We start from the raw sequence: 14,947 nt of genomic DNA, 5'->3' as shown, positions 1-14,947 counted from the left end.
GTCTTGTTGATTTCTGCGGGAGCATCCATGCAAAAACAGATTGGTCTTGGTGTCATTTTCGTGTGTGTGATCGGCGGCTTCATGATGGCCGGGGGGCGCCCCATCGCCCTGTGGCAGCCTGCCGAACTCATCATCATCATAGGGGCGGCGGTCGGCTCCATGTTCCTTGGCAATTCCAAGGAGGTGATGCATGAAATGTGGCGCCAGATGAAGCTTTGCTTCAAGTCCAACAAGGACGAGAAGGAGATCTATCGCGAACTGCTGACCCTGATGCACCAACTGCTGGAAGAGACCCGCAACAAGGGGATGAAGGCGCTGGACGAGCACGTGGAGAATCCGCAGCAGAGTTCCGTCTTCCTCATGTATCCCCAGGTATCGGAAGATCCGCAACTGCTGGGCTTCATCATCGACAACCTGCGTCTGCTGGGCATGGGCAAGATCACGCCCCATGAGCTCGACACCATACTGGAGCAGGAGATCATGGCCATCGAGGAGGACATGCTCAAGCCCGCCCACGCGCTGCACAAGACAGGGGAGGCCTGCCCCGGCTTCGGGATCCTGGCGGCGGTGATGGGGATCATCATCACCATGCAGCAGCTCGACGGCCCCCTCAGCAACATAGGCGTGCACGTGGCGGCCGCCCTGGTGGGCACCTTCATCGGCATCTTCCTCTGTTATTGCCTGCTGGAGCCCATCAGCAATGCCATGGAGGAGATGGTCAAGCGCCGCATCGGCATGCTGATGTGCATCAAGTCGATCCTGATCGCCCAGCTGCGGGGCAAGACGCCGCTGCTCTCCGTCGATTCCGGCCGCAAGATGCTGGAGCCTGACGTGAAACCCAGCTTCCTCGAACTGGAAGACTGGGTGACCAACAGGGCCATGTGATGCGCAACCACGAGCAGATCGTCATCAAGCGCCAGCAGCGGCGCAGCAGCGCTCCCAAGGGGGGCGGTGCATGGAAGGTGGCCTTCGCCGACTTCACCCTGGCCATGATGGCCTTCTTCATGGTGCTCTGGATCCTGGCCGTCTCCAGCCAGGAGGAGCGTGATGTGGTGGCCAGCCGTCTACGCGACTACAGCATCATGGACAGCGAGGCCAATCCCTTCGATATCCGCAACAGCCCCTATCCGGTGGATCTTGGCGGCAACCCCTCGGTACTGGAGGAGTTGAGTCCCCAGTTCGTGGAGGAGGGGCAGCGCATGCCCAGACACATGGAGCGGGATCGCAGCATCTTTACCGATGGCGCCAAAGGAGGCTATGAGAGCCTGCTGGTGGGCAAGATTGAGGGAGAGAAGCAGATGGCGCAGTTGGCCGGTTTCATCGGGTCCATGGCGGATCAGATGCAGGCCAGAAACAACCTGGAGCTGCAACTGGTGCCCCAGGGTCTGCGGATCCTGATCCGCGACGATGACGAGCGCGAGATGTACAGCCGTGGCAGCGCCCGCATCAGCCCCTATTTCCGCCATCTGCTGATGGCACTGGCTCCTGTCTTTCAGCGAGTGGAGAACCGGGTCATGATCTCGGGCCACACCGACAGCACCCCCTTTGCCGGTGACAACTACAGCAACTGGGAGCTCTCCTCCGATCGCGCCATGATGGCGAGGCGTGTCCTGCTTGCTGGCGGCATGCCCCCCGAGCGGGTGGGTCAGGTGGTCGCCATGTCGGATACCATGCTGGACAACACCGCCGATCCCAAAGGCAGCCAGAACCGCCGCATCGAGTTGCTGGTGATGACGACCCAGGCGGAAAAGAGCCTGGAGCAGCTGTTCAGTGCCCAAACCCAAGCCGCCACCCGGACAGCCAAGGATGCCGTTGCCCATGGAAACCCCTGACGCCGATCTGCCCCCCGTGACACCGTTCAAGGATCCCAGGCGCAAACTGCCGCGCTGGTATCTCCATGACGGGACCACGCCCCTGGAATCCCAGAGTTGCGGCATCGCGGCCCGGCTCATGGTCTCCGGCCTGCTGTTCGACAAGCGCATCGGACGGGCGGTCATCAAGGATATCGGACCGGGTGGGGTCGGTTTCCTCGCCCCCGCCCGTTTTACCTTGCCCGATAACGTCAGCCTGTCGTTGTCACCGCGGATCGTGCTGGCGTGTCATATCACCCATCGCAGGGCCATAGGCCAGTACCTCAGCTTCTACGGCGCGCGATGGGTCGATCCTGACTCGGTGGATCTCGCGCCTGTTCTGAGCCACTGGCGCCACTGTTTCATGGCGCCAGCAGAGGGCGAGCCTGCTCCAATCCCAGTGGATCCGGCAACCGCTCAAGAGTGAGGCCTCCCCGCCCCATGTCCAGTCCCCGTGCAGGCAGCAACAGCAGGGGATCGTGCAGGCTTTCCAGGGACACGGCCCGCACCAGCTGTGGGCGTGTCTCTTGATGGCGCGGGGCAGGAGGGGCCTTGCCTCCGCCATAAACGATGGGGCAGTCACTCACCTCCCGGGGATCGGGCAATCGCCAGGCGGGATTCCACCGGCTTGCCTCGTTCATGGCAACCCCCCGTTCCATGGCCCACTCCAGCAATGAGCAGCCCCCCGGCTGCCGCCATACCCGGATATTTTCTCCCGCCTGCCAGGGCGGCAGGACAAACCCGTGCTGCGCCGCTCTGTCCAGCAATTGGGAGAGCGCGAGGAAGCGCGCCACATAGAGGCGAGTTTCGGTAGGCAATTGCAACTCCCACACATTGCGTGTCCCGCCGTTGAGCACCGCCTTCAGTACTCTTCCCTCTCCCGCGTTGTAGGCCGCCAGTGCCAGCAACCAGTCCTGCCCGAAGAATTGATGCAGCCACCCGAGGTAGGAGAGCGCCGCCTCCGTCGCCAATGGCAGGGAATAGCGGCCATCGAAGCCGTTCGTCATGGGGACGGAGAAGCGGGCTGCGGTATCCGGCATCAACTGCCAGGGCCCGGCGGCGCCCGCCGAGGAGATCACGTCAAGCCGGTAGCTGCTCTCGATCAGGGGCAGCAGTGCCAGCATGGGTGGGAGTTTTCGCGTCTGAACCTGCTCCGTGACCCAGCGGATCATGGGCTGGGACTCGGCGAGCCTCGTTTGCAGGTGGCTGCGCTGGCGCAGCAGAAAGCGGGTCTGCTCGTTGACCAGTTCGGCACCCGGGCCGACAACGGGGGTAGGAAAACCCGCCTGCCAGTGATAATGATCATAGGAGTAACAAACGGCACTGCTCAGTAGCGAGAGCCCGGGGAGAAGGCGCAGGGATATTTTGGCAACAGCGGACAGAGCCTGGCGGGAAAATGATAAAAACACGATGTATCTCAACAGTTTTTGACAATATCTGTCGACTGTTCATGTGGTATCCAGGACGTGATAAGCATGATAACACGAGTAAAAAAGACCCCAAAGGCGGGCAGGGCGATTCAGAAATTTCTGCTTTATCTGATCCTCGTTAATTTTGGTTTGATGTGGCTCTATATCATGTATGCCGACGAGCTGACATTGGGCGCCAATCTACTGCTGACTTTTCTTCTCATCGTCTATAACCTGCTGCTCTGCCAGCTGGTGGTGCTGCGAGCCCGTCGGGTAGGGGATGGCTATATCATCTATCCCGTGGTGGGCGTCAGCATTATCCTGTGCGCCGTCGTGCTGTTCCGTTTCATCATTTCCCCGTGAAATCGATTAATTACGAGGCACACTTCGCCGGTATGATTTAATTCTCCCATGAATAACTTGTGGAAAATCAATTCATTTAATCGGTAGTCCCATCACGCTGCGTCAATATGTTCCCCATGCCCGAGATCCTTGCTTGAAAAGCCCCCTGCTCGTCCTTAAACTTCATGGTGGAGAAAAGTGGATCAAAGTGGTTTTATTGGGCATCTAGCCCCCATAACTCACCTTCGGGGACTGCAATTTGTTGCGTGGCGCTCACGCCATCAGCCTGGACAGCAAGGGGCGGTTGGCGATTCCGACCAAATTTCGTGATTGGCTGCGCGACGAATGCGACGGCCAGCTGGTCTGCACCATCGACATCGCCCATCCCTGTCTGCTGCTTTATCCCCTGAATGAATGGGAAGAGGTGGAGCGCAAGCTGAAGACCCTTTCCAGCACCAACCCGGCGGAACGCCGCCTGCAGCGTCTGCTGCTCGGCCACGCGGCCGAATGCGAACTGGATGGCAATGGCCGTCTGCTGCTCAGCCAGCCGCTGCGCAGCCATGCCGGGCTGGACAAGAAAGTCATGCTGGTGGGCCAGCTCAACAAATTCGAGCTGTGGGATGAAGCCCGCTGGCAACAACAGATCAACGACGACATCCTGGGCCTGCCCGAGGACGACTGGGCAAGTTCACCACGACTACAGGATTTTTCTTTATAAATGACCCAAGCCGCTGAACACATCACAGTGCTGTTGCACGAAGCCGTCGAAGGGCTGGCCATCAAGCCGGACGGTATCTACGTCGACGGTACCTTTGGCCGGGGTGGTCACTCTCGTCTCATTCTCCAGCATCTGGGCCCGAACGGCCGTCTGATCGCCATCGACCGGGATCCCCAGGCCATTGCCGAGGCGGCCAAGATCCAGGATCCCCGTTTCGAGATCGTGCACGGTCCCTTCTCCGGCATCACCCGTTATCTGACCGAGCGCGGCCTGCTGGGCAAGGTCGATGGCTTCCTGCTGGATCTCGGTGTCTCCTCCCCCCAGCTTGACGATGCCGAACGTGGCTTCAGCTTCATGAAGGACGGCCCGCTCGACATGAGGATGGATCCCACCTCCGGTCAGAGCGCCGCCGAGTGGCTGGCCCGTGCCGATGTGGACGACATCGCCTGGGTGCTGAAAACCTTCGGTGAGGAGCGCTTCGCCAAGAAGATTGCTCGCGCCATCGTACACGATCGGGTGACCGAGCCCTATGTGCGCACCCGCCAACTGGCGGAGATGATTGCCCGGGTCAACCCGAGCAAGGAGAAGGGCAAGCACGCGGCGACCCGCAGCTTCCAGGCCATCCGCATCTATATCAACAGCGAGCTGGACGAGATCGAAACCGCCCTCAACGGCGCGCTGGACGTGCTGGCTCCTCACGGCCGTCTCTCCGTCATCAGCTTCCACTCTCTGGAAGATCGGCTGGTGAAACATTTCATTCGCAAGCACGAGAAAGGTCCTGAAGTACCCCACGGCATCCCCCTGACTGAAGCCCAGCTTGCCGGTGGTCGCAAGCTGAAGTCGATCGGCAAGGCGCTCAAGCCTTCCGACCACGAGGTCAATGAAAACACCCGGTCCCGCAGTTCGGTGCTGCGGGTCGCAGAGCGTCTTGCGGAGTAAACGATGAGCGACGTGCGCGTTCACCTCGCCAGGGAGATCGTTGCGGATCTCTGGCGCCACAAGTTGCAGGTCCTGTTGACCGTCGCCGTGCTGGTCACCGCCTTTGCGGTGATCCTGGTGACCAACATGACCCGGGGTCTGACGGCCAAGCAGAACGATCTGATGGCGGAGGAGGACAGGCTCAACATCGAGTGGCGCCACCTCTTGCTGGAACAGGGCACACTGGCTGAGCACTCCCGGGTGGCGAGTCTGGCCATGGACAAGTTGCAGATGGCTCGCCCCCTGGTGACCACTGAAAAGGTAATTACACAACCATGACACGCAAGGCCGCCACCAAGGCTCCGGCAAAGGACAAAGCCAAGGCGAAAGCACCCTCACTCTACCCGTGGCGCTTTCGTACCCTGGTTTTCTTCATCGGCATCGCGTTTGCGGGGCTGATCCTGCGGCTGGCCTGGATCCAGGTGATCGATCCGGACAGACTGCGCCAGGAGGGGGACATGCGCTCCCTGCGCACCACCTCCACCCAGGCGGTGCGCGGCATGATCACGGACCGCAATGGCGAGCAGCTGGCGGTATCCGTACCGGTCGAAGCGGTCTGGGCCGATCCCAAGACGGTGCACGAGTCCGGTGCCATCCACAACGAGCGTGCCTGGCTGGCACTCTCCGCCGTGCTCAAGCTCGACATCAACACCCTCAAGCATCGCATCGCCAACCCGAGCAAGCGCTTCGTCTATCTGCAGCGGCAGGTGACGCCTGCGGTGGCCGAGTACATCAAGGGGTTGAAGCTGGGGGGCATCTATCTGCGCCCCGAGGCGCGCCGTTTCTACCCGACCGGCGAGATAAGCTCCCACCTGGTGGGGGTGACCAACATTGATGGCAGCGGCATCGAGGGGATTGAGCGCAGCTACAACGAGTGGCTGACCGCAACCCCTGGCGAGATGCGAGTGCGCAAGGACAGGCAGGGCCGCGTCATCGAGCGCCTGGGCCTGGTGAAAGAAGGCAAGCACGCCAACGATCTGCAACTGAGCATCGATCAGCGGGTGCAGGCGCTGGCCTATCGCGCCCTCAAACGGGCTACCGACGAGAACAAGGCCACCTCCGGCTCCATGGTGATGCTGGATGTGAAGACCGGCGAGGTGCTCGCCATGGTCAACACCCCCTCCTACAACCCGAACAACCGCGGCCAGTACCAGAGTTTCCGGGTGCGAAACCGGGTGGTGACCGATACCTATGAGCCGGGTTCCACGGTCAAGCCATTGATTTTGCTTAGTGCCTTGCAAGCCGGTGTCACCAGCTGGAAGGACTTCATCCCGGGCGGCCCCCTCTTCATCGGGGCCAAGCAGATCCGTGACGTGAGTATCCACAAGGCGACCAACCTGTACGACATCCTGCGCTACTCCTCCAACATCGGCATGTCGCGCATCGCGCTGCGGATGCCGGCCCAGGAGATGATCAATACCCTGAGCATGGTGGGATTCGGCATGGACACCGGCAGCGGCCTGATGGGGGAGAGCAGCGGCATGCTGCCCCAGCGTCGCCGCTGGTCCGACATCGAGCGAGCTACCCTGTCGTTTGGTTATGGTCTGCGAGTGACCCCGCTGCAGCTGGCCTCCGCCTACGCCACCCTGGCCAACAAGGGCAAGCGGGTACCGCTCTCCATCATCAAGGTGACCAAGCCGCCCAAGGGTGAGCAGGTCATCGATCACAACAACGCCGCTGCCATGTTGCAGGCGCTGGAGTACGTGGTCAGCAATGCCATTCCCAAGGCCCAGATCCCCGGTTATCGGGTCGGTGGCAAGAGTGGTACCGCCAAGGTGGCCGTGGCTGGGGGCTATGGCAAGGACTACATGGCCTGGTTTGCCGGTTTCGCGCCGGCCAGCAATCCCCGTTTCGTCATGGTGGTGGTGATCAACGAACCCAAGGGGGATGCCTACTACGGCGGTGCCGTGGCGACCCCGCCCTTTGCGGAGGCCATGGGAGGCGTGTTGCAGCTCTTCAACATCCGTCCCGATGCGATCCCGCCCGAGGTACCCGCCAAGCTTGCCCGCACGGAGGCCAACAATGGCGCACCGCGTACTTGACGGGCATCCGGTTTTTTCCATCGGCCCCGCTGCTGTCGGGGCGTTTTCCATGGCGTGTACGAGCGCCCGCATTCCCGCATTTTCGGAGGCTTCCCATGCCGCCCCGCACACTTGATCAACTGATGAGCCGCTTCGGCATCGATGCACCGGCGCTTTCCCTCACCGATCTCCAGCTCGACAGCCGGCGGGTCGGTCCCGGCTCGCTCTTCGTGGCGATTCGTGGCCATCAGGTGGATGGCAGGCGCTTCATCGAACAGGCGGTGGCTCAGGGAGCGACCGCCGTGCTGTTTGAGGAGGACGGAGAATTCGTCCCTCCGGCGACCCAGATCCCCTGCATCGGCATGAGGGATCTTCCCGCTCGTCTCTCCGAGCTGGCCGGTCATTTCTACGGTCACCCTGCGCAAAAGCTGCAACTGGTGGGCATCACGGGCACCAACGGCAAGAGCACCACGGCCCTGCTGGTGGCCAACTGGCGCACCCTGCTGGGGGGCAAGGCCGGGGTCATGGGCACCATAGGCAACGGTCTGTTTGGCGAGCTCATCGAAGCAGAGAACACCACGGGCAGCGCGGTCCAGGTGCAGGCCAATCTGGCCGCCTTGCAGCAGCAGGGGGCCGATCTGGTGGCGATGGAGGTCTCCAGCCACGGTCTGGTGCAGCATCGCGTGGCGGCCCTGCCGTTTGCCGCGGCAGTCTTCACCAACCTGAGCCGGGATCATCTGGACTATCACGGCACCATGGAGGCCTATGCCGCCGCCAAGGAGGAGCTGCTGAAGCTGGTGGATGAGCCTTGCGCCGTCATCAACGCCGATGACCATCTGGGACGGCAATGGCTGGCGACCTATCCCGGTGCAGTGGCCTTCGGGGTTCATGGTCCGATTGAAAACCATGCCGGACGACAACTGACGGCGCAGGATCCCCATTTCCACCAACAAGGTTTTGATACGCGCATTAACTCCAGCTGGGGGAATGGTGTATTATCCGCCCCCTTGCTCGGCCGCTTCAACGTCAGCAACGTGCTGGGCGCCATGGGTGCCATGCTGGTGCTCGGCTACGACTTCGATGACCTGCTGGCGACGGCCCCCAGACTGCAACCGGTGACCGGTCGCATGGAGTGCTTCGGCGGTGGCAATGCGCCGCTCGCCGTGGTCGATTACGCCCACACCCCGGATGCGCTGGAGAAGGCCTTGCAGGCCCTGCGGGTGCACTGTGAAGGGCGGCTCTGGTGCTTGGTGGGTTGTGGTGGCGACAGGGATCGCGGCAAGCGTCCCATGATGGCTGCCATGGCGGAGCAGCATGCGGACTGCGTGATCCTGACCGACGACAATCCCCGTACCGAGGAGCCGGCCCGGATCATGGCCGACATGGTGGCGGGTCTTCGCGATCCCGGCGCCGTGCAGATTGAGCACGACAGGACCAAGGCAATCCAGCTGGCACTGAGCCAAGCGAGCAAAGAGGACATCATCCTGGTGGCCGGCAAAGGCCACGAGGATTATCAGATCATTGGAACCGACAAGCGGCACTACAGCGATCGGGAAACCGTCGCAGCCGCCTTGCACACATTAATGGAGTCATTCAAATGATGACCCTCAAGCTTGCCGACCTGGCGCAGGTGCTCGATGCCCGTCTGATCGGGGGCGACCATGAGATCACGGCGGTCAGCACCGACACCCGTACCCTGGGCGCGGGGGCGCTGTTCGTAGCCCTGCGCGGCGAGCGTTTCGACGCCCACGATTTCTGCGACCAGGCGGTTGCCGCCGGCGCCAGTGCCCTGCTGGTAGAGCGCGAATTGCCGCTGGCCATTCCACAACTGGTGGTGGCCGACACCCTCAAGGGGCTTGGGCGTCTGGGCAGGCTGGTGCGCGAGCGCATCAATCCGAAAGTGCTCGCCATCACAGGCAGCTGTGGCAAAACCACGGTGAAGGAGATGGCGACGGCCATCCTGCGCTGTGAAGGGGAGGTGCTGGCCACCGCCGGCAACTTCAACAACGAGGTGGGGGTGCCGCTGACCCTGCTGCGCCTCGAGCCGCAACACCAGTTCGCGGTGATGGAGCTGGGAGCCAACCACCCGGGCGAGATCGCCTGGACCACGTCGCTCGCCAGACCCGACGCCGCCATCATCAACAACGTCGCTGCCGCGCACCTGGAAGGCTTTGGCTCCCTGGAAGGGGTGTTCCATGCCAAGAGCGAAATCTTCGAAGGGTTAGGCGAGGGCGGCACTGCCATCGTCAATGCCGACAACGAGTTCTGGCCGAAGTGGCGTGAAAAGGGCATCCAGTGCGCCTTCTCCCTCCAGGATCAGCGTCAGCCGTTCCACGCCCGCGACATCGTGCTCAACGAGCAGGGTTGTGCCGGGTTCGTGATGGTGACGCCCCAGGGAGAGCTGACCCTGACCCTGGCCATTCCGGGTCGCCACAACGTGGCCAACGCCCTGGCTGCTGCCGCCGGTACCCTGGCCCTGGGCGCATCGCTTGCGTCCGTCAAGGCGGGACTGGAGCAGATGGCGCCGGTCAAGGGCCGTTTCTGCGTGCAACGCTGGGGTGGCCTCACTCTGGTGGATGACACCTATAACGCCAGCGTGGAGTCCGTGCTGGCGGGTATCGATGCCCTGACCGCCATGAACGGCTACAAGGTGCTGGTATTCGGTGACATGAAAGAGTTGGGTGAGGAGTCCGCCGCGCAGCATGCCCGGGTCGGATACCACGCCCGTGAGCAGGGCCTCGATGCCGTGCTGACCGTAGGGGAACAGAGTCGCCACACCGCAGATGCCGCGGCTGGCCGACATTTCGATAACAAGGCGTCGTTGTTTGAAGTGCTTGCGCAAATGATAAAGACACATCAGGAAATTTCGATTCTGGTCAAGGGCGCCCGTGGCTCCCGCATGGAAGATATCGTCGAGATGGTCAAGGGCCATCAGGAGTCAGCCACATGCTAGTCTGGCTGGCGGAACTGCTCACCCCGCACTTCACCTTCTTCAACGTCTTCTCCTACCTGACGTTTCGCGCCATCCTGTCGATCATCACCGGTCTGGTGGTGGCGCTCTGGATGGGGCCGCGCCTCATCCGTCGCCTGCAGATCATGAAGTTCGGCCAGGTGATCCGCAACGACGGTCCCGAATCCCACCTCAGCAAGAAGGGCACCCCGACCATGGGCGGCCTGATGATCATTGCCGCCATCTTCACTTCTGTGCTGCTCTGGTGCCGCCTCGACAACCCCTATGTCTGGCTGGTGCTGTTCGTGCTGGGGGCCTATGGCGCCATCGGTTTTGCCGATGACTATCTCAAGGTGGTGCGCAAGAACACCGACGGCCTCATCGCCCGCTGGAAGTACTTCTGGCAGTCCGCGGTCGCGCTGGGTGTGGCGGTGTTCCTCTACGCCACGGCCACCCACGATGGTCAGACCCAGCTGGTGGTCCCCTTCCTCAAGGATGTGATGCCCCAGCTCGGCCTGATGTTCATCCTGCTGACCTACTTCGTCATCGTCGGTACCTCCAACGCGGTCAACCTGACCGATGGCCTGGATGGCCTCGCCATCATGCCCACCGTGATGGTGGCGGGGGGCTTCGCCCTGATCGCCTGGGCGACCGGCAACGTCAACTTCGCGAACTACCTGCACATTCCCTACGTGCCCTACACCTCCGAGCTGGTGATCGTCTGTACCGCCATCGTGGGCGCGGGCCTGGGTTTCCTCTGGTTCAATACCTACCCGGCCCAGGTCTTCATGGGGGACGTGGGTTCCCTGGCCCTGGGCGGCGCGCTCGGTACCATCGCCGTGCTGGTGCGCCAGGAGTTCCTGCTGGTAATCATGGGGGGCGTCTTCGTGATGGAGACCGTCTCGGTGATCCTGCAGGTCGGATCCTACAAACTGCGCGGCGTGCGGATCTTCCGCATGGCCCCCATCCATCACCACTATGAGAAGAAGGGCTGGCCGGAGCCGCGCGTCATCGTGCGTTTCTGGATCATCACCCTCATGCTGGTGCTGCTTGGCCTCGCCACCCTGAAGGTGAGGTAAGCCATGGTCATCATCATCGGACTCGGCAAAACCGGACTCTCCTGCGTCGATTACTTCCTCGACCGCGGCGTCACGCCGCTGGTGATGGACACCCGTGCCAATCCGCCGGGCAAGGACGAGCTTCCCCCCGAGGTGGAGCTCATCCACGGGTTGGACGCGGAGCGGCTCAAGCAGGCGCACATGATAGTGGCGAGCCCGGGCATCGCCCTGGCGACTCCGGAGTTGAAGGCCGCCGCCGAGTTCGGGGTGCGCATCGTCGGTGACATCGAACTGTTCGTGCGTGAAACCCAGACGCCCGTCATCGCCATCACCGGCTCCAACGGCAAGAGCACGGTCACCACCCTGGTGGGTGAGATGATCGCCGAGGCGGGACTCAAGGTCGGTGTGGGGGGCAATATCGGCACCCCGGCGCTGTCGCTCCTCAAGCAGCCCATGGATCTCTGCGTGCTGGAGCTCTCCAGCTTCCAGCTGGAGACCACCTACAGCCTGCGGGCCGCCGCCTCCGTGGTCTTGAACCTCAGTGAAGATCATATGGATCGCTATGCCGGCATGGCGGATTACCGCGCCGCCAAGATGGAGATCCATCAGCACTCCCAGCACATCCTGATCAATCGCGACGATCCCCAGACCCTGCCCGATGTGGGTCAGGTGTGGCAGAGTTTCGGCCTCGACTGCAACGGCTACGGTCGCTGCGAGCTGGAGGGCCGTCACTGGCTGACTTTGCACGGCGAGCCGTTGCTGGCGGTGGACGAGATGAAGATAGTGGGTGCCCACAACCAGGCCAATGCCCTGGCAGCCATGGCCCTGTGCGATGCGGTGGGCATTCCCCGCGAGGCACAACTTGCCGTGCTGCGCCGCTTTGAAGGGCTGCCTCACCGTGCCCGCTTCGTGCGGGAGGTAAATGGGGTGCGCTGGATCAACGATTCCAAGGCCACCAACGTGGGGGCGACCCTGGCCGCCGTGGCCGGGGTGCGTGAAGCGGTCAAAGGCCGCCTGCTGCTGCTGGCCGGTGGCCAGGGCAAGGGGCAGGACTTCGGCCCGGTGCAGGCGCTGCTCGGCAGCCAGATCGATCACATGTACTGCTTTGGTCAGGATGCCGAGGTGCTGCTGGCCCTGGGCGAACAGACCGAGCGGGTTGCCGATCTTGACGCTGCTGTCGCCAAGGCGGCGACCGATGCCAGGCCCGGTGACTGGGTGCTGCTGGCACCGGCCTGCGCGAGCCTGGACCAGTTCAAATCCTTTGAAGCGCGCGGCGATCGCTTCACCGAACTGGTGCTGGCACTATGAACGCCCTTCGCGCCGTCGCAGGATTCTTGCAGCGCTGGTTGCTACCGGCGCGCCCAGCCGGTCTCTACGATCGGCAGCTGGTGGTGCTGGCCCTCGCACTGATGGGCGTCGGGCTGGTAATAGTGGCGTCCGCTTCCATTCCTGAGGGGATCGCCATCAACAACGATCCCTTCATGTTCGTGAAGCGTCACGGCATGTTCCTGGTGATGGCGCTGGGTATCTCCTGGTTCGTGTTGCAGGTGCCCATGGCACGCTGGCAGCACTACAACGGCCCCATGTTGTTGCTGGCCATCGTGCTGCTGGTGATGGTGTTGCTGGTGGGCCGCAGCGTCAACGGTTCGGTACGCTGGCTGCCGCTGGGCCCCTTCAACCTGCAGCCGGCCGAGTTCGGCAAGCTGGCGCTGTTCGTCTATCTGGCGGGTTATCTGGTGCGCCGTCAAAGCGAGGTGCGTGAACGCTTCATCGGCTTCATGAAACCCATGGCGGTGCTGTTCGTGGTGGCCATCCTGCTGCTGGCCCAGCCGGATCTCGGGTCAGTGGTGGTGATGTTCGTCACCTCCCTCGGCATGCTGTTCCTGGCCGGTGCCCGGCTGGTGCAGTTCATCGGTCTCATCCTGGTGGGGGTGAGCGCCGTGGTGACCCTGATCATCGCGGAGCCCTACCGGATGCGGCGGGTGACCTCCTTCCTCGACCCCTGGGCCGATCCCTTTGGCAGCGGCTATCAGCTGACCCAGTCCCTGATGGCCTTTGGTCGGGGGAGCTGGTTTGGCGAGGGGCTCGGCAACTCCATCCAGAAGATGGAGTACCTGCCGGAGGCCCACACCGACTTCGTGTTCGCCATTCTGGGCGAAGAGCTGGGCTACGTGGGGGTGCTTGGCGCACTCTTCCTGATTTTTGCGCTGGCGGTGAAGGCGCTCAAGCTGGGTCACCAGGCGCTGGTGGCCGAGCGGCTCTATGAAGGTTATCTGGCCATCGGCATCGGCATCTGGTTCAGCTTCCAGACTTTCGTCAACGTCGGTGCCGCCAGCGGCATGATGCCTACCAAGGGGCTGACCCTGCCGCTGGTCAGTTATGGCGGCTCCAGTCTCATCATCATGATGGTGGCGGTGAGCATGTTGATTCGTATCGATTTCGAGTTGCGCCAGGCAAGTGCCCAGGCGCGCGTGCGGGAGGTTGCGTGAGCAAGACGTTACTGGTGATGGCGGGTGGTACCGGGGGCCATGTGTTCCCCGGCCTGGCCGTCGCCGATCGCCTCAAGGCCCAGGGCTGGACCATCCACTGGCTCGGCACTGCCGACCGGATGGAGGCGGAGCTGGTGCCTGCCCATGGTTATCCCATCTCCTTCATTGACATCCAGGGGGTGCGTGGCAACGGCATCAAGCGTCTGCTCGCGGCGCCCTACCGTGTCATCAAATCCGTGCTGCAGGCCCGCCAGGTGCTCAAGACCATCCAGCCCGATGTGGTGCTGGGCATGGGGGGCTTTGCCTCCGGCCCGGGTGGCGTGGCCGCCTGGCTGTCCGGCATTCCGCTGCTGCTGCACGAGCAGAATGCCGCCGCCGGCCTGACCAACAAGCTGCTGGCCCGTATCGCCAGGCGGGTACTGATGGCCTTCCCGGGTGCCTTCGCCCCCAATGCCCGTACCGCCGTGGTGGGTAACCCGGTGCGCCCCGAGGTGGTGGCGCTGCCGGATCCCCAGCTGCGCAGCAGCAGCGATCCTCTGCGCCTGCTTGTGGTCGGTGGCAGCCTGGGGGCCCGGGTCCTCAACGAGCAGGTGCCTCCTGCGGTTGCAGCTGCCGGTGTGCCCATCGAGGTGCGTCACCAGTGCGGCAAGGGCAACGGGGAGGCTGTGGCTGCCTCCTATGCCGGGCTGGGGGTCGAGGCCGAGGTGAGTGAATTTATCAAGGACATGGCGGATGCCTATGCCTGGGCCGACCTGGTGGTGTGCCGCGCCGGCGCATTGACCGTCTCCGAAGTGGCCGCTGCCGGTGTGGCCGCCATCTTCGTACCCCTGCCCCATGCGGTGGACGATCACCAGACCCGCAACGCCTTGACCCTGGTCGACGGCGGTGCGGCCGAGTTCCTGCCCCAGTCCGAGCTGACGCCGGCGGCGCTGGCGTCGCGTCTATCCTGGCTCGCAGGGCGCAGGGAAACCCTGTTGAACATGGCCCAGGCCGCGCGCCGGGTCGCCATCATCGATGCTGCCGAACGGGTTGCCGATGAGTGCAAACGGCTCGCCACCGGCTGAGCCAAACGAGATGGAAGGCCCAGATGTGCCGCCAAGGCCCCGCTTCTGTCTTCGAACTGATGAATGTC

The 14,947-nt window shown here is 62.8% G+C and carries 15 protein-coding genes; 14 read left to right on the top strand and 1 reads right to left on the bottom strand.

Features of this window, described 5'->3' with window-relative positions; genetic code table 11:
* Positions 1–27: 27 nt before the first annotated feature.
* From lafT to AB7E19_RS09645, 3 genes are read left to right on the top strand one after another with little or no spacing between them, the layout of a single operon-like run.
* Positions 28–885 carry a lateral flagellar motor stator protein LafT gene (gene lafT / locus AB7E19_RS09655; protein WP_041211799.1) on the top strand — a complete coding sequence of 286 codons (858 nt, stop codon included), beginning with the start codon at positions 28–30 and terminating at the stop codon, positions 883–885.
* Positions 885–1,832, top strand: a complete 948-nt coding sequence (lafU, locus tag AB7E19_RS09650; protein ID WP_322131584.1) for a lateral flagellar motor protein LafU — start codon at positions 885–887, stop codon at positions 1,830–1,832. Before lafT ends, lafU begins: the two co-directional genes overlap by 1 nt.
* Positions 1,819–2,277, top strand: coding sequence for a PilZ domain-containing protein (locus AB7E19_RS09645; RefSeq protein ID WP_042015087.1), 459 nt, complete (start codon positions 1,819–1,821; stop codon positions 2,275–2,277). Before lafU ends, AB7E19_RS09645 begins: the two co-directional genes overlap by 14 nt.
* Here the strand turns inward: AB7E19_RS09645 and AB7E19_RS09640 are convergent.
* On the bottom strand, positions 2,213–3,070 hold the full coding sequence (locus tag AB7E19_RS09640; RefSeq protein ID WP_045522257.1) for a lytic transglycosylase domain-containing protein: 858 nt from the start codon (positions 3,068–3,070) through the stop codon (positions 2,213–2,215). The genes AB7E19_RS09645 and AB7E19_RS09640 overlap by 65 nt on opposite strands.
* Positions 3,071–3,325: 255 nt before the next feature.
* On the opposite strand from AB7E19_RS09640, the gene AB7E19_RS09635 reads away from it, so the two are divergent.
* From AB7E19_RS09635 to murG, 11 genes are all read left to right on the top strand, one after another.
* Positions 3,326–3,622, top strand: a complete 297-nt coding sequence (locus AB7E19_RS09635; RefSeq protein WP_041211797.1) for a hypothetical protein — start codon at positions 3,326–3,328, stop codon at positions 3,620–3,622.
* 238 nt (positions 3,623–3,860) lie between these two features.
* A complete protein-coding gene (mraZ, locus tag AB7E19_RS09630) occupies positions 3,861–4,319 on the top strand; it encodes a division/cell wall cluster transcriptional repressor MraZ (protein WP_039040489.1) in 459 nt (152 codons plus the stop codon).
* Positions 4,320–5,258, top strand: a complete 939-nt coding sequence (gene rsmH, locus AB7E19_RS09625) for a 16S rRNA (cytosine(1402)-N(4))-methyltransferase RsmH (RefSeq protein ID WP_042015088.1) — start codon at positions 4,320–4,322, stop codon at positions 5,256–5,258.
* Between the two features lie 3 nt (positions 5,259–5,261).
* Complete coding sequence (gene ftsL, locus AB7E19_RS09620) at positions 5,262–5,576, top strand: cell division protein FtsL (RefSeq protein WP_010675842.1); 315 nt, start codon at positions 5,262–5,264, stop codon at positions 5,574–5,576.
* The gene (locus AB7E19_RS09615) at positions 5,573–7,339 is read left to right on the top strand and encodes a peptidoglycan glycosyltransferase FtsI (RefSeq protein WP_010675841.1); all 1,767 of its coding nucleotides are present in this window, start codon (positions 5,573–5,575) and stop codon (positions 7,337–7,339) included. The genes ftsL and AB7E19_RS09615 overlap by 4 nt, the downstream gene beginning before the upstream one ends.
* Before the next feature lie 95 nt (positions 7,340–7,434).
* Positions 7,435–8,919, top strand: a complete 1,485-nt coding sequence (gene murE, locus AB7E19_RS09610; RefSeq protein WP_319882480.1) for a UDP-N-acetylmuramoyl-L-alanyl-D-glutamate--2,6-diaminopimelate ligase — start codon at positions 7,435–7,437, stop codon at positions 8,917–8,919.
* Positions 8,916–10,271 (top strand): UDP-N-acetylmuramoyl-tripeptide--D-alanyl-D-alanine ligase, encoded by a 1,356-nt coding sequence (gene murF, locus AB7E19_RS09605; protein WP_427935084.1) that lies wholly within the window; start codon positions 8,916–8,918, stop codon positions 10,269–10,271. The genes murE and murF overlap by 4 nt, the downstream gene beginning before the upstream one ends.
* A complete protein-coding gene (gene mraY / locus AB7E19_RS09600; RefSeq protein WP_010675838.1) occupies positions 10,265–11,347 on the top strand; it encodes a phospho-N-acetylmuramoyl-pentapeptide-transferase in 1,083 nt (360 codons plus the stop codon). The genes murF and mraY overlap by 7 nt, the downstream gene beginning before the upstream one ends.
* Before the next feature lie 3 nt (positions 11,348–11,350).
* The gene (murD, locus tag AB7E19_RS09595; protein WP_043154094.1) at positions 11,351–12,634 is read left to right on the top strand and encodes a UDP-N-acetylmuramoyl-L-alanine--D-glutamate ligase; all 1,284 of its coding nucleotides are present in this window, start codon (positions 11,351–11,353) and stop codon (positions 12,632–12,634) included.
* On the top strand, positions 12,631–13,815 hold the full coding sequence (ftsW, locus tag AB7E19_RS09590; RefSeq protein ID WP_043154095.1) for a cell division protein FtsW: 1,185 nt from the start codon (positions 12,631–12,633) through the stop codon (positions 13,813–13,815). Before murD ends, ftsW begins: the two co-directional genes overlap by 4 nt.
* Complete coding sequence (gene murG / locus AB7E19_RS09585; protein WP_010675835.1) at positions 13,812–14,879, top strand: undecaprenyldiphospho-muramoylpentapeptide beta-N-acetylglucosaminyltransferase; 1,068 nt, start codon at positions 13,812–13,814, stop codon at positions 14,877–14,879. Before ftsW ends, murG begins: the two co-directional genes overlap by 4 nt.
* Positions 14,880–14,947: the final 68 nt, after the last annotated feature.

Source organism: Aeromonas sp., assembly GCF_050252055.1.
Taxonomy (GTDB): domain Bacteria; phylum Pseudomonadota; class Gammaproteobacteria; order Enterobacterales; family Aeromonadaceae; genus Aeromonas; species Aeromonas caviae.
This window is presented reverse-complemented; position numbering and strand designations above follow the sequence as displayed.

Coding starts and splice junctions, on each gene's coding strand:
- mraY (WP_010675838.1), top strand. CDS start 10,265: ATGCTAGTCTGGCTGGCGGAACTGCTCACCCCGCACTTCACCTTCTTC.
- murF (WP_427935084.1), top strand. CDS start 8,916: ATGATGACCCTCAAGCTTGCCGACCTGGCGCAGGTGCTCGATGCCCGT.
- ftsL (WP_010675842.1), top strand. CDS start 5,262: ATGAGCGACGTGCGCGTTCACCTCGCCAGGGAGATCGTTGCGGATCTC.
- lafT (WP_041211799.1), top strand. CDS start 28: ATGCAAAAACAGATTGGTCTTGGTGTCATTTTCGTGTGTGTGATCGGC.
- lafU (WP_322131584.1), top strand. CDS start 885: ATGCGCAACCACGAGCAGATCGTCATCAAGCGCCAGCAGCGGCGCAGC.
- AB7E19_RS09615 (WP_010675841.1), top strand. CDS start 5,573: ATGACACGCAAGGCCGCCACCAAGGCTCCGGCAAAGGACAAAGCCAAG.
- rsmH (WP_042015088.1), top strand. CDS start 4,320: ATGACCCAAGCCGCTGAACACATCACAGTGCTGTTGCACGAAGCCGTC.
- AB7E19_RS09645 (WP_042015087.1), top strand. CDS start 1,819: ATGGAAACCCCTGACGCCGATCTGCCCCCCGTGACACCGTTCAAGGAT.
- murE (WP_319882480.1), top strand. CDS start 7,435: ATGCCGCCCCGCACACTTGATCAACTGATGAGCCGCTTCGGCATCGAT.
- AB7E19_RS09635 (WP_041211797.1), top strand. CDS start 3,326: ATGATAACACGAGTAAAAAAGACCCCAAAGGCGGGCAGGGCGATTCAG.
- murD (WP_043154094.1), top strand. CDS start 11,351: ATGGTCATCATCATCGGACTCGGCAAAACCGGACTCTCCTGCGTCGAT.
- ftsW (WP_043154095.1), top strand. CDS start 12,631: ATGAACGCCCTTCGCGCCGTCGCAGGATTCTTGCAGCGCTGGTTGCTA.